16 protein-coding genes are annotated in these 14059 nt (G+C 31.4%); 2 read left to right on the top strand and 14 right to left on the bottom strand.

Features of this window, described 5'->3' with window-relative positions; genetic code table 11:
- Window positions 1-157: 157 nt before the first annotated feature.
- From GXK57_RS26715 to GXK57_RS23725, 7 genes are all read right to left on the bottom strand, one after another.
- A complete protein-coding gene (locus GXK57_RS26715; protein ID WP_243156502.1) occupies window positions 158-472 on the bottom strand; it encodes a hypothetical protein in 315 nt (104 codons plus the stop codon).
- Between the two features lie 505 nt (window positions 473-977).
- The gene (locus GXK57_RS23750; protein WP_202127781.1) at window positions 978-1859 is read right to left on the bottom strand and encodes a M23 family metallopeptidase; all 882 of its coding nucleotides are present in this window, start codon (window positions 1857-1859) and stop codon (window positions 978-980) included.
- 379 nt (window positions 1860-2238) lie between these two features.
- Window positions 2239-2601 carry a DUF4180 domain-containing protein gene (locus GXK57_RS23745; protein WP_160680494.1) on the bottom strand — a complete coding sequence of 121 codons (363 nt, stop codon included), beginning with the start codon at window positions 2599-2601 and terminating at the stop codon, window positions 2239-2241.
- A 14-nt stretch (window positions 2602-2615) separates the two neighbouring features.
- Complete coding sequence (locus GXK57_RS23740; RefSeq protein WP_160680493.1) at window positions 2616-3104, bottom strand: helix-turn-helix domain-containing protein; 489 nt, start codon at window positions 3102-3104, stop codon at window positions 2616-2618.
- 474 nt (window positions 3105-3578) lie between these two features.
- The gene (locus tag GXK57_RS23735; RefSeq protein WP_160680492.1) at window positions 3579-4166 is read right to left on the bottom strand and encodes a TetR/AcrR family transcriptional regulator; all 588 of its coding nucleotides are present in this window, start codon (window positions 4164-4166) and stop codon (window positions 3579-3581) included.
- Window positions 4167-4178: 12 nt separating this feature from the next.
- Window positions 4179-4877: an ABC transporter permease gene (locus tag GXK57_RS23730; protein WP_202127780.1), complete on the bottom strand. Its 699-nt coding sequence runs from the start codon at window positions 4875-4877 to the stop codon at window positions 4179-4181.
- A complete protein-coding gene (locus GXK57_RS23725; RefSeq protein WP_160680518.1) occupies window positions 4852-5796 on the bottom strand; it encodes an ABC transporter ATP-binding protein in 945 nt (314 codons plus the stop codon). The genes GXK57_RS23730 and GXK57_RS23725 overlap by 26 nt, the downstream gene beginning before the upstream one ends.
- A gap of 276 nt (window positions 5797-6072) precedes the next feature.
- On the opposite strand from GXK57_RS23725, the gene GXK57_RS26940 reads away from it, so the two are divergent.
- Window positions 6073-6198 carry a hypothetical protein gene (locus GXK57_RS26940; protein WP_279285529.1) on the top strand — a complete coding sequence of 42 codons (126 nt, stop codon included), beginning with the start codon at window positions 6073-6075 and terminating at the stop codon, window positions 6196-6198.
- A 144-nt stretch (window positions 6199-6342) separates the two neighbouring features.
- Here GXK57_RS26940 and GXK57_RS23720 read toward each other — a convergent pair whose 3' ends face one another.
- The 4 genes from GXK57_RS23720 to GXK57_RS23705 all read right to left on the bottom strand — a co-directional run bounded on the left by GXK57_RS23720 (window position 6343) and on the right by GXK57_RS23705 (window position 10384).
- Window positions 6343-6852 (bottom strand): helix-turn-helix transcriptional regulator, encoded by a 510-nt coding sequence (locus tag GXK57_RS23720; RefSeq protein WP_160680491.1) that lies wholly within the window; start codon window positions 6850-6852, stop codon window positions 6343-6345.
- A gap of 56 nt (window positions 6853-6908) precedes the next feature.
- The gene (locus tag GXK57_RS23715) at window positions 6909-7757 is read right to left on the bottom strand and encodes a sialate O-acetylesterase (RefSeq protein ID WP_160680490.1); all 849 of its coding nucleotides are present in this window, start codon (window positions 7755-7757) and stop codon (window positions 6909-6911) included.
- A 434-nt stretch (window positions 7758-8191) separates the two neighbouring features.
- Window positions 8192-9532, bottom strand: coding sequence for a triacylglycerol lipase (locus GXK57_RS23710; protein ID WP_243156499.1), 1341 nt, complete (start codon window positions 9530-9532; stop codon window positions 8192-8194).
- A gap of 21 nt (window positions 9533-9553) precedes the next feature.
- Complete coding sequence (locus GXK57_RS23705) at window positions 9554-10384, bottom strand: alpha/beta fold hydrolase (RefSeq protein WP_160680489.1); 831 nt, start codon at window positions 10382-10384, stop codon at window positions 9554-9556.
- A gap of 571 nt (window positions 10385-10955) precedes the next feature.
- Between GXK57_RS23705 and GXK57_RS23700 the strand changes: the two genes are divergently transcribed.
- A complete protein-coding gene (locus GXK57_RS23700; protein WP_160680488.1) occupies window positions 10956-11306 on the top strand; it encodes a YciI family protein in 351 nt (116 codons plus the stop codon).
- Window positions 11307-11705: 399 nt separating this feature from the next.
- Here GXK57_RS23700 and GXK57_RS23695 read toward each other — a convergent pair whose 3' ends face one another.
- From GXK57_RS23695 to GXK57_RS23685, 3 genes are all read right to left on the bottom strand, one after another.
- Window positions 11706-12248, bottom strand: a complete 543-nt coding sequence (locus GXK57_RS23695; RefSeq protein WP_160680487.1) for a GNAT family protein — start codon at window positions 12246-12248, stop codon at window positions 11706-11708.
- A gap of 254 nt (window positions 12249-12502) precedes the next feature.
- The gene (locus GXK57_RS23690; RefSeq protein WP_160680486.1) at window positions 12503-13063 is read right to left on the bottom strand and encodes a histidine phosphatase family protein; all 561 of its coding nucleotides are present in this window, start codon (window positions 13061-13063) and stop codon (window positions 12503-12505) included.
- 97 nt (window positions 13064-13160) lie between these two features.
- Window positions 13161-13982 (bottom strand): choloylglycine hydrolase, encoded by an 822-nt coding sequence (locus tag GXK57_RS23685; RefSeq protein ID WP_160680485.1) that lies wholly within the window; start codon window positions 13980-13982, stop codon window positions 13161-13163.
- Between the last annotated feature and the right edge of the window lie 77 nt (window positions 13983-14059).

Raw genomic sequence — 14059 nt, 5'->3', positions numbered from 1 at the left:
CATAGGGGTTTTAACTTCAACTATTAAGTTATACATACGTGATGATCCGCAGAACTCAGGATCATATAATCCCAATGCCCCGCTATTTTCCAACATTCATCGATTGAGTCTTTCTAATGAAGCCCTATATATCCCAACATAATGATTACTTTAACTATTATAATTTCTCAAAAACTAGTGTAGCCTGAATTCTGTCCCCACCCATCAAACCTTTGCTACCTGCCGAAGCAGTGGTAATAGTATGTAACCTATAGCCTTTATCAGCCTGTGTGTTTATCACTTTTTCTAATTCTGTCAAATTACCTGAACCAGTGCCAATAAGCTTTTCCTTTAGTACAACCTGCCAAACAACATATTTCATCCTTTCTTTGGCATATATATGCTTAAACTTAGCACAATAAACGCCAGCATTACATCTTATAACATAAATTCCATTAACTTTAATAATGCCATAAATAGTAAAATTCTTCAACCTAAGTATAGCATATATTAAAATACAAGCTCTCTAGTTTTAGATCGAAGCCATAATAAATAAGACTCTGATAAATATTATTTTTGTTGAATTCAGAATCTGAAAAAAGTAATCAAAAACCACTAAGCTTATCTAAGCCAGTAGTCATAAATATCCATACAACAGTTTGAGTTTTGTATCAAATACCAACAGTATTATCACACAGCCATAGAAATTCATATGGTGAAAAAATCATATATTTTTATAATTAAATAATGATATAAACATATAGTATTCATGGGGTTTTCACAGATATATTACATATCTTAACTTGTGAATATTCTTTACTTTACAAACCTTAAGCAGATGTTATGTTTGAATTACAAAGTAAAAATGCCGTAAAATTCATTACTGAACAACACGGCATTCTTGTTACTTGTTTTTTATATTTAATTTTAATTACTTATTGTTTTATACAAAAAGGATTTTTATAATTAAACTCAACTACACCTCATATACATACTCTTTAATTTTTAGGTGTTACAATTGAACCTTTTTCAGGCATAGCTTTACCTTCCATATCTCTAAAATAAAGTGGTAACCCTTCTGCAAAGATTGGATTAATAACTTTAGTTGGATCTTGACGTTGATGATGAATATGTAAATGGGGTTCTGAGGTTGTCCCAGAGTTTCCGACGCTTCCAATTGATTGTCCCTCATTTACATGATCACCAGCTTTTACAAGTACACTTCCTTTTTTTAAGTGGTTTAATAACAAATAAGTTCCTGTTTCATCTATCTTTATGTAAATATGATTCCCCTCCATAGATAGGAAATCCTCTGTAGTAGGTTCTATATCGCTCTCCTTATCATAAGCTTCAACCACTGTCCCTGAAATTGGTGCAACAATCTCCTTACCGTAAATTCCATAATCCTCAAGCTTCTTGCTATTTGTACTATGAGGCTCCATAACCAAATCATATGCCCATCTTTCAGATGCCCATATGGCATGTGGTGCATTTGTTTCTACAGTATTTCCGCCCCATCCTACTGTTGTCTTTTCTTTTAGAGGCCATGATACTGTAATAGAAGGCCCTACCTTATTAATATTAGCTGGATATTCCATATGAATAACATTAAAAAGCATAAGTATTGGAAAGGCGAGAATTAATGACAATAACAATGTAATTAATTTAGGAATAACCTTTTTCTTTTTTACTAAACAGATAATAATCAATATTAGGCTTGTAAGTGCCAATAGAACACCGATTGGTGCAAAGAATAACTTTGCTAGTGCCCATGACACAGCACCAGCAATACCATGTATAACAAAAACACTTCCCCACAATATAATTAATATAATACCTGTTATAAGATTTAGTATTTTATTTACTCTTTTAATTTTCATTTTTAAAGCTCCTATTCTATACTTAACGGTATAAACACTTTTTGATCTTGTATTTTAGGTTCTAACTTCAACTATTAAGTTATGCATGCCGCAAAAATACCCATAAGTTGCTATTTTTGAGCCTTCATTACTTAAGTTTTAGTAGAGGAGTCCTATAATTACACTATCCTAAATCAAGTGGATACCTTATTTATCAAGTATAATAATAGTTTATTAATATATAATTTATTTTTTCTTAATTTTAACTTAACATATTCTTAAAATTAACATATAGCAAAGATATTGCTTTCATATTCTAATATTTCCTGTATTCTTAAACATCGTATAGCTTGATATATTATGAGCAAAAGTAAAATGTAATTGCTTTACCTTTTTAAGATCATAAGCTTGCAATCCATCTCTCAGCATCTTCAGTATTGCTAAAGGTTCTGAAATGATTTCCTTTATTAGCTTCCATAATCATTTCTTTAAATCTATCATTAAGTTTTTCGGTATCTTCAATAATAACAGCAACCTTTACATGGTAGTTTATAAATTTCTGCAATGCCATGCCTGCAAGTCCAGTCCTTAGATTAAAAAAATCTTCAGATAATATATTTGGCTGCAATAATATTGTATAAACATCATTTTCCATGCATATGGATATATAATCTATCACATCTTTCTCTGAAGAAAGTTTCCTAAAGCCAGAAGCAAATTCAATATATTTCTTGTTATTTTTATCTACTACTCTGTAATTCAAAACATTCACTCTCCTTATAAATCAGTTTGTTCCACTAGCATAGAAATCACACTTAGCATTTCTTCGATAAAGCCTATATTTCCCCATAATAAAACCCTTAGTCTACTTACCTTTTCATCATATTTCACATTAACTGTTGATTTGCCCATTTTAGGGTCTTTACAATTCATTAGTGCTATAAGAGTATTCGATATTCTGAAATATTCTTCTTTATCTATATCATTGATATCTACAACAGTAGATACATTTACCTTTTCATTTACAGTATCTTTAATTTCTCCATTAGTAACAAAATCAATATTTGACTCTTCACTAATCTCTTTATCACTTATATTGACATTGTTTTTTTCCATAAAAATACTCAAATCATGTCCTGAAATTCTCCATTGCTTTCCGACCTTGCTTGCTGGAAGCTTACCTTCTGTTATAAACTTCCTTATGGTTTTGTGATGCATACCTAATATTTCTGCGATTTTATCTATTGTGTAAAATTGATTCTCCATAAAAAATCTACCCTTTCAAAATTAATCTATGGTCAAATTATAATGGCCTTTTTTATAACCGTCAAGCATTTTATTGTACTTTGTTTAACTTTATTGACTTTTATTACTCTATTATATATATTTTGTTGCACTTTATTATACTTTCGTTTACTATAAATGAATTTCAGTCTGAATTCTGATGTACCGCTTCTATCATTAGACTTAAATAAAGCTTTTGGTGAATTTACTCAGCTTTATTTTAATAGACTCCATTATGAAGTAGTATGTTTATTTGACCAGTTCTAACTACAGCCAGTGAGGTTTTGTTATTTCATTCCTATTTATGCATACTCGTAAATTACAGTGCAATTCTAATTTACAATAATATATTTAAAACCTCCAGCCTAACTCAGCTGAAGGTTTTATTTCTGGACACTGTGATTTTTATTTTGATACTTATCTCTGGTACATATGTAAAAGAAGAAAATTCATAGCCTAAGCTGTAAATATAGGCAGTAAAATATTATCTATCATGTCCTTTGCACTGTCTTCTGTAATCTTGCCATGCTGTATGATCTCGTTGATAATCAACAGTGATGGCAGATTTAAAGCTTTTTCAGAAATAGTATTTATAGAAAGTGAAATCTCCTTGCGCTGATTAGCCCTGGTTATAATAGTCACAATGGATTTACTTATATCATTTTCGTTATTGATACCGTTAAATAAGTCGTAAGCTATTGCATTAGAAAACATATCTGAAATCAAATCTCGCAGGTCATCAGGTTTTATTATCTGAAAAATTGGATTTAAGCTTTCAAATAGTGCCATTAAGTCTTCCTTTAATGAACCATGATCTCCTATTTCAAAGTTTATGGCTGGTGATTGTCGGCTTATAGCAGCAAAGATAAGATAGCATTTTTGTGGCCATCGCCTATAAATGGCATTTTTATTGGTTTTTACAGCATGAGCTACATCATCCATAGTCAATTTACCATATCCCTTTTGTTGGAGCAGTAGCCACGCCTCATCTAAAATTGCATTTTCCAGCGTAGCGCCTCGGCGTCGTCTAACATTATCGTTCACTTTGTTTTCCTCCTATTTTTGGTCAACATAATTCCACCATAATATAGTACCATAAACACCAATAAATACTATAACAGAAATTGACATTCTGCCCACCCAACTAATTAGCTGCGGATTAGTTAAATATATTCCAGGAATGGACCATGGAATATATGGTCCTACAGAATGTGATCCAAAAACAACAGCCATAATTAAAGCTACAAAAGAAATACTAACGGGTGCAAGTACACCACGTACCATGCTGGCAATGAACGGAAACAAGAAGCTTAGACCTATATTATATAGTGTTGCTATGACCAATCGTTTTACAATATTTCCAGCCAAAGCTACATTGAAATCTGCTAAATTAAAACAATACCCTAGTATGAAAGTTACCATGATGGATATCACAGTTATCCCTACAAAGCTCAATTCTATAGACAAAAACTTCGCAGTAACTAAACTCGTACGAGGAACTGGTAAGGATAATAGATCTTTATAAGTTTGATCTTGATATTCCCTCCCAAATACCCAAGTGCTTAAAATGCTGAAGCCTATCAGACCAATTACAGTTGAATACATGAAAAAAGTACCACTTAAAAATGCTCCCCAGGTTTTATCCTGCATATGAATGAATATTAAAAAGATATAAAAGGCCAAAATATAGATTGGTATATGACCTCGTATTATTTTATAAAGCTCTATTTTAATCATTGACCATAGCTGTTTCATAATTATGCACCTCCTTAATTGTTCTAAGAAAGAATTCTACTAAGCTTTCCTTTACAGGCTGAAAAATCATAGGCTTTAGCTTCTGCTGCTCTAATTGATGCAACAAAGCAGAATATTGATTAATTGGTACACCTGAGACAAGTATTTCTGACTCACTTACTGAAGTACACTGCAAGTGCTTTGTAGTAAGGTAATCAGTAAGTTTTTTAACAGACTCCTCCACTTTTATATACAGTTTAGATTGCCTATATCCTTCAAATTCTTGAAAGCTTAATTCCTGCAACAGGCGTCCACTAGCCAGTATTCCGATGCGATTCACCAGTTTTTCCATCTCATCTAGTAAATGGCTTGAAATAAAAATAGTAGTGCCGTTTTTAGCCATGCTCAATAAAGCTTGGCGTACAGCCACAAGCCCCTCTGGATCCAACCCGTTTGTAGGCTCGTCTAGCAAAAGAATCTTTGGTTTATGTATAAGTGCCTTTGCTAGTCCGACTTTCTGATTGTTTCCTAAAGAAAGATCTTTTACCTTAACCTGTCGGTATCCATCTAACAAAAGCTGCTGTGATATGTCATCAATTCGCTTCTTGATTTCCGAACTTTGGATGAGTCTTTGCTTTGCATATAATATAAGATTTTCTTCAACAGTAAAGTTCGGATATGCATGTGGTGTTTCAATCAAGTACCCCACCTGATTCCAAAACTCAGAAGGAAGCTTTGAAATCGATTGTCCTGAGTAATAAATTTCGCCTGATGTAGGTCGAATCATTTTTAGCAGCATGCGCATTGTTGTTGTCTTTCCAGCACCGTTTAACCCTAAAAAGCCATATATTTCACCTTCGTTAGCTGTCAAGTTAATATTAGAAACACTGTTTTTCGAACCATAACACTTGGTTAAATCTTTAGTTTGAATCATTGCCAATTGTAACCGCCTCACTTTCACACTTCTCACATAAGGTACTCCAGTACCTTATGTAGAGAGTATAGCACTGGAAATTCAATTATGCAACATGAATTTATTATTTTATGATCCAGAGAAACATCTTTTCTATATCTATGCACCCCTTTATAATGGTACAAAGTCAGGTTCCCAGTAAAACTGCTGGCTTGCTTTCGCTCTTTCTCATAAGCCCCTAAATTAATTTGGACAATCACATATGTATTTATTATTAATGTGGGCAGTGGTTGGAGGTAAGTTATGAAAAGCAGGAATTATACAAGAAATGTAAAAGAAGAAATATTAAGAGAAGTTCAAGAAGTAGGAAATGTTTCATTAGTATCAAGAAAGCATGAATATCTAAATCAACAATATTTACTTGGGTAAAACATTCAAAGAAGAAGGATGAATTCAATCTAAATATAAAAACTTCTATGTGAAATCTAATTACACATAGAAGCTTCTTAACTATAATATATATTTATATTTTAATCTATTTTATTTTCTTATCATTTTTTCATACAAAACTTTTTATAAATCTTTTAATAAATCTTCAAACCATTTAAGATTCACTAAATGATGAGAAAGTGAATTTTCCATCATCTTTTTAAAATACATCTCAATATTCTTATCGTTTTTAATAGATTCTTCTAATAAAAAAATTCTTTCCTTTGTTTGCTCTATTTGAATCTGTATTATTTTTTCTAAGTCCTCTTTTTTATATTCATCAGAAAATAACATTGCTCCATAAAAAGGTAAGTTTATATACTCAGTTTTAGAGCCATACTTATATAGTAACTTTTCAAATTCTTTATTGCCTAGTTCAGTTATGATATAATTTTGAGTTTCTCTAACATTTTCTGAATTATCAACTCTTTTAATATATTTTTTCTCTTCTAATTTTTGAAGATTATAATAAAAAGACCCTTTAGTGAAATTAACTATGTATTTGTAATGTCTCTCTTCCATTAATGATAGTAATTGATATCCATAAGAACCTGGATTTTGTTTTATTAAACCTAAAATTAATAATGGTATCAAAATATTATCTCCTTCATATTTTTAAATTTGTACTATAATATTTTTCAATTATATCATTAGTCATTATTAAATTTAGTAACTTGTGATAAGAATTCATCATATGTTATTTTTCCTAATGCAAAGTCCATACTTTTTATATATATTTTTTCATTCTTAGTATGTACTCTTGAACAAATTGAATTTACTAAATCACTTTCATTTATCAATGGTTCTAATATATGCTTTTTATTAGAAAAAGCTTCAAAATATCTTAATCCAAATTTTCTTTGAGAAATCGCATTAATATGAATGCCATCAGGATTAGAAGTTAAACCTGCTGCAGTGACAAAATAACAATTATCTTGTTCAATTGCAAACTTTTCTAACTCTTGATTTATAAGAGTATATTCAGTGCAACTTTTTCCGAAGCCTTCTTTTCCTAAAAAATCTGGTAATTCCCCAATAATAACCGGAATATTTGGAGCATTTAATTCTTTTCTAAGCGCTTCAACTATTAAAAGTAACTTTTCATAGTAAACTTTGTAGCTTCCCTTATGACTGTCATTCTCTCCTTGATGCCATAGAATTCCAACTAATTCACTGCTTTGCATAGCGAATTTAGCTTCATTTATAGCATGTCTAAAAAGTGTTTTATCTACAGCCCACTCATCTATTGAGCTTCCCCCTTCTGCACAAGGAATTAAACCAATAATATCATCTTGATTCTTACAGCACCATGCCTCTGAAAATGAAGCGGCTAAACTTATTCCTGAAACAGGTCTATCATAATTAATTGGTTCAGTCATCATTTGCCATCTACCATTACGCAACATCTGTATCCTTTCATTATAAATTGGAGGTACTTCATTAATAAAACCTCTCCCTGCCATATTGGACTGCCCTAACATTAAAACTGATTTAATCAATTTTTTCATCCTTTCTTTTGTTTATGTAAAACTAATATAACTCATAAATAGTCTAATTAGACTATTCATACCTAATTATTATAGTCTAATTAGACTACTTGTCAAGCACACTTCTCATATGAGTATTTATCCTTATAAGTTAGGTTATGCACCTCTATTGCCTTATATATATTGTTACTCTTTAATTTAATTACCCTATATAAATAAAAAAACTCCTACATATATATGAATATAAGTAAGCGTCTTAATTCTTATAACTCATTTTATATACTTAGAATTTAAGTAACAACCTCATTTATTTATGATAAGGTTCAGCGTATCATAAGTAAATGAGGTTGTTCAGTTTATTTTAAGGCCACAACATTAGATCATTGTTTTTCATATTATGTTATTAGATGCGTTATAATAGCAAAATAATTTGCTCTCCTGAAATTTTACAATCCTTTTAATTTCAATTCCTTGACAATATCAACGTAAAATTCACAAACATCAAACTCATGGATATTCTCCCGCATTAAGTCAATCATATCTCCGTGGGAAACTCCTCTTCTTCCTTTTGTTGAGTAGCATCCTAAATAATCACCGTGTTTTGACGACTCAACTGTAACAAAGCCATCGTTTTCGCCTTCTTTACGTGAGATTATCGCATAACATATATTCAAAGGGAATCCTGCACTGAACATACTACTCATTTTTGATGTAACACTTTGATAGACAACCCCCTCTTTATTAATAACTTTTTCATTAAACTCTGCACATTTACTTACAGTTAAATCATAAATAGCGCTATAAAAGTCAGGGGTTTTGTCCCCCAATCTTAAATAGGCAGAATTATATTTTTTTGCAAGGGTTCGCACAAATTTATCAGGTAATCTTCCTAATAGATTGTCCAAAAGTTCACAACCGTTGTGAGGAGTGCCAATGGTAGTTAAAGATGCTACATTTTTATCAATTCCCAAACAGCTGATTGCATATCTGGCATCTATGCCGCCTTTTGAGTGCGCAATTATATTAACTTTCTCACACTTTTCCTTTTCTATTATCTGAAGTATTTGCTCTTTAAGCTCATTTGCACAGATTTCCATAGACGTCGCCGATTGCTGGTTTCCGTAGTAAATCGTCGCTCCGTTCTTTATTAACTCACCGGGAATCCTCCCCCAATAGTTGAAGAAATGCCAGTCCCTCCAAAATATACCGTGAACTAGCAATATCGGGTATTTTGTTTTGCAAATCTCACTTTCTCTTCTTTGGTTATTCAGTTCAATTTTTGATATTTCAAATATATATTCTCTACGAACAATATGACAGCATTTCCAAAATAGTATTATATTAAGTATAGGAATCCACCAAGTGAAAAACAATGAAATTTTTAAAACTATTCCAACTTGTGATGAAGTTAATATAATACGTAATAGACCATTCCACAGCAGTATAAAAATAGCAGCTAAATAAACTAACGCATTAATGCCTAATGAAATTAGTGTAAGTGACGCCGTTTTATAAACTATAAAAATATATAAATACACCAATCCTTGCAGAACAAAAAGTACACAAGCATTAGTTACTAACTCATAGCCGCCAATCATTATTGTTAACTTTTTCATGCCTGTCTTTTGTTTCATGGGAACAATATTATACTTAATAAAGTATGCAATAAGCAAAACAAGGGCTATGACATTAATCACTGAACCGAGCTTTAATGTATCTATTAAGATTACTGAATTTAATAATATAAGTATAATAATAGTGCTTAGTATTCTTTTTAGAAGAACCATTTTATTTACTCCTTATGTTATTTAATATCCCAAAGATTTTAATTCAGCTACAATTTGACAATAAACATCACAGATGTCATTAACACCTTCGGATGAACTTTTCCTAGAAAGTCTCAGTCTTCTTATATCAACTTCATCTCCGTGGGAAATTCCACGGTTCGTAGATCCTCTAAAAACACCCTTGAAGTTTGTCCACTCTGCAGATTTAGGAGTTACAAGCCCATCGTTTTGGCCTTCGACAAGATTGACAACAAAATGTGGTATAAACATAAATATATCGCTGAAAGAACTTTTCATAACTGCTGCATAGCTCTGATAGTAAACGTCTATCTCATCCGGATTTTCGGAATTAAATTTTTCTGCAAAATATGTAGTGAATTGTCCGCAAACATTGTGAAAATCAGGTTTTCCATCACCGAGCATTCTAAACCATAAGTTTGCAAACACAGCTACCAATCTAAATAGCATTTTCGGTAGTTTACAAATTATATCCATTGTCTTAGAACCATGATGAGGAGTTGCAATGGTAGTCAAGCTCGCTATTTTACTTGACATATCAAGATTGGAAATAACATATCTTGAATCAAGCCCACCCTTCGAGTGAGCGATTAGATTAACTTTCTCAGAGCCGGTTTCCGCAATTATTTTTTCAATACTGTTTTTAATCATTATCGCATTATTTTCTATGGTCGCCCAACTATCTTGATGACCATAAAATATTGAAGAACCATTGCTTGCCAATGCCTTAGGAATTCTTCCCCAATAATTAAGATATTTTCTATCACGAAAACCTGTCCCATGTATTAAAACTATAGGATATTTTGTTTGGCATTTATAGCTTATGCTATTCAATTCTCCAGGTACACCTCCCTTTTAATAAAATAAAGATTTTCAATTTTAGAAAGGTTTCATGTATGTTTGTCTATAGATACACCTAGGTATTATACACTTTTCAAATTTCTTATTACTTTAAAATTAATTACTAACTTAATATTATTGTATTTGTAAGTATTTATCAACTCTTGTTTAAAATAACACCCCTTGCTTAAAAAGAGTCTTTCTCTAACCTCACCATACGCATTGCATGATCAGTGTGCGAAAGCATATTTGTTAATAAATAAGCATTGCTTCTTAGATGTTTTCTCATTTATTTGTGATACGGTTCACCACCAATAATCCTACAGCTGCCCTACACATTTCCTTATTAAAATAATCTTCTGAACTCCTATTCTACTAGATCTATAACTAAAGTATTATATATGCCAACGAAACCTTAGGACTAAATCTCCGCTCCTCTTTCCTGCCTGGGACATAAGCTCCGTCCCCCTGTCCCGTTATATTAAGAATATTACTTTTGGTAATAATACATAATGTTATTATAGTGTTTATCGGGTACTTACTAAGAAAAATATGGAGGTATATTATGCTATTTATGTTGATTGTGAAAGCATCAAAGAATTCAGAAGCTGGAAATCTCCCAAGTCCAGATCTTATTGAAGCCATGACCAAGTATAATGAGGATTTAGTTAATGCAGAAGTGAGGGTGATGGCTAAAGGACTTCATCCAAGTTCCAAGGGTATTCGCATCTCCTATGTTAACCCAGGTGAAAAACCTGTTGTCACTGAAGGTCCATTTACAGAATCGAAAGATTTGATTGCAGGCTTCATTTTAATTGATGTGAATTCTAAAGACGAAGCCGTCCAGTGGGCTATGAAGATGCCAGACCCACAAGGATTTGGTGAAGGTCAAATTGAATTGCGTCAGGTGTTTTAGTTCTAGTAAAGCTATTGTAGTGGCTATGTCCATTTCATGTAGTTGGATTACTTTATACTATATATCTAGTAGCCATTTTCTTAGCATACATGACAATAATTTAACTTTATAAACCTTATACATATGTTTCTATATTTACAGTCTTTGCTAGCATTTTTTAATTCACCTTTAGAAAAATATATACTCTGTGCTCTCTTCATAATAAAAACATATTATTCAATATAGGTTTTAAACAAAACCATTTCTACTATAAGTTAGTGGTATACATCTTGGGCTTATTAGTTAACCATATTCTTGAATTGCGACGTAAAAACACTGCAAAATTCAATTAAGAATAATGCAGTGTTTTTATTAAGTATTCGTTTTTATTTATGTGACGTGAAATAAGAATAATGTGGATTATGCTTGTTTTGAACTCAAATAATAGTGCTCTCCTTCATATGCCTTGCCTTCACAGAAATCAATTTTTAATAATGTATTCCGTCTTTCAACAGCTTGAGGTATTGCCTTAGTTGCAATCATATCAACCTCAAATAAATCAAAGAAGTTCTCGTTACAGACACTAAATATTTCTTTTAAGTAATCTACATTTTCGTATTCAGAAGAAACATCAACTCGAAGTATTCCTGTCTTGACTTTATATTTACCAACATAACCAAACATTTCTACTGTTCCAATAGCTTTAGATAGTGATTTATCTATAATTGCAAAGCGTATAAATTCTTGTTGAGAATATGCATAAATCCAAGCTTTAATGCATTGCAACATATCCTCAATTGTGTAAATACAGAAATCACCCGTGCACTTGTCAGAGTTAAAAAATTTTTGTGCCTTACTATCAGAATAACATCTAAGTAGACCTTCGGAATCTTCTTCCGAAACGAGTCTTAAAATAAAACTTTCCGTTTCAAAAGTAGGGCATGTTTTGTATGGATCCTTCATAAAAATCCTCCTCATCATGTATATAATACAAATTTTCTTTTTTTACATCATTCTACCATTCTGTCTTAATTATACCTTATTATACCAATTAATTCTAGGAAAATCGTAGTCTGAGGAGTGTTTCAAAATAATTCTTTCACTGCATTATTCAGTTTTCAAGGATTATTGTTGGTATTCTAAATTTCGCAAGTTACTTCGTCTTATTTTCATAATGCCAAGTACCCATGCTTCAAATCATGTTTATTAGCTACTTCTTACAGGTTTTGAAATTCGGTGCATATAAATGACTCGTCAAAGTCAATCTCTGATATTCCGCAAAAAGGTATATTGGGTTCACAAGAAAATCGTCGTATAACAATTTCATGTGTCACTACAATGATTTTCTTATAACTGCTATACTTTAAAAGAGCCTTTTTAGCTCGTCTAAAGACATCCTCTAGGTTCTCAAACTTTATGTCACTATCGCTTGGACAAATTCCCTTATGTTCTTTGCATTGTCTATTTGCATTCGAAACTTGCTCTTTAGATGAATATTGAAAAGACAAGTCCGGCATCCATTCATGTAGATCAAGTTCTATTTTTATGTTCAATTGTCTGTTTTTTGATATAATTGCTGCTGTTTGCAAGGCTCGTGTATACGGAGAAGAAACAATTATATCCGCATTATTTAATCTACTGTCCAACGAAGCATTTTCAGCAATTCGTATACCATTTTCGGTAAGTTGGGCTAAATCTATCCCATGGCCTATGTATTTCTTTTCCTCAACAAATGAGTAATCAGGTTCGCTATGTAGCATAAAGACTATCTTTTGCAAAATATATCAACCTCCGAAATTATAAATTATCTAAATACTCTATTCTCATATAATCACTATTTCGTACTCAAGTACCAGACTGTGCCAATTTTCATTATTAGTAAAATTTATAAAGCTGTTTAACACTTACTCCTTCAGAGGTAAAAATAATTGAATTGTTATTATTAAATCCGTTCAAAGAGTGAATTGTTTTTTCTTTTATTGACACTTTCCACTTTTTATCAAAATCAATTTTAAAGCAAATATATGCTTCCGATTTTAATGGTTCAAATACTATAGAACAAAGAGTTGTATCCTGACACGTTCTTCTTAAGACGTCAAAAGCATCATTTATTCCAAAGTTATTGATTTTATCATTTATATTCTTATATGCTTCTATATATCTATCAGCACCACATCCGTAAACTTCGTCAAATTTTTGTTTTTCAAAATTGCCATTTGGGAAATTTGTCATAACAATAAATTTGCCATCTATTTTACTTATAACATTAGTATTTATTCCCTCTTCGAGAATTACAGCATCACCGTATTTATCTGCAATTATAGTATGTAAGCCCATATTAGGAAAAAAGGGGTTTGTAGAAAAGAAAGCATTTCTATTATTTAAAATATCTAAAAAATCTGATACTTTGTCCCCTCCCCTTAATGATTCTTCAATGACATCAAAAGCAAATACATTATTTTCGTTACTACATGGTTGAAAATTTGGGCCATATTCTAACGCTTGGCTACATATAAATAAGCCATTACTATTAATACCAGCAATATCTCTATAAATATTATCCATTAATCCTGAAAAGTAAAAAACATCACTATCAGCATAATTATGAATATTTAGCTTTAAATCAATGTCATCTGAATCAAAATTCATGCCATAAATTGGATTGTTTTGACCATATACTGCAAAGCTTGTGCACATTTTAGAAACCTCCTGTATATAATCTCGTGTACTTGCTTGTACATCGATTAATTTCATTTATTTTATAGATAGACTAC

Source organism: Clostridium sp. C8-1-8, assembly GCF_009928445.1.
GTDB lineage: Bacteria > Bacillota > Clostridia > Clostridiales > Clostridiaceae > Clostridium_AR.
The sequence above is the reverse complement of the archived record's forward strand: the minus strand, read 5'-3'. Positions and strand labels throughout refer to the sequence as shown.

Coding starts and splice junctions, on each gene's coding strand:
- GXK57_RS23750 (WP_202127781.1), bottom strand. CDS start 1,859: ATGAAAATTAAAAGAGTAAATAAAATACTAAATCTTATAACAGGTATT.
- GXK57_RS23740 (WP_160680493.1), bottom strand. CDS start 3,104: ATGGAGAATCAATTTTACACAATAGATAAAATCGCAGAAATATTAGGT.
- GXK57_RS23730 (WP_202127780.1), bottom strand. CDS start 4,877: ATGAAACAGCTATGGTCAATGATTAAAATAGAGCTTTATAAAATAATA.
- GXK57_RS26940 (WP_279285529.1), top strand. CDS start 6,073: ATGAAAAGCAGGAATTATACAAGAAATGTAAAAGAAGAAATATTAAGA.
- GXK57_RS23710 (WP_243156499.1), bottom strand. CDS start 9,532: ATGGTTCTTCTAAAAAGAATACTAAGCACTATTATTATACTTATATTA.
- GXK57_RS23700 (WP_160680488.1), top strand. CDS start 10,956: ATGCTATTTATGTTGATTGTGAAAGCATCAAAGAATTCAGAAGCTGGA.
- GXK57_RS23695 (WP_160680487.1), bottom strand. CDS start 12,248: ATGAAGGATCCATACAAAACATGCCCTACTTTTGAAACGGAAAGTTTT.
- GXK57_RS23685 (WP_160680485.1), bottom strand. CDS start 13,982: ATGTGCACAAGCTTTGCAGTATATGGTCAAAACAATCCAATTTATGGC.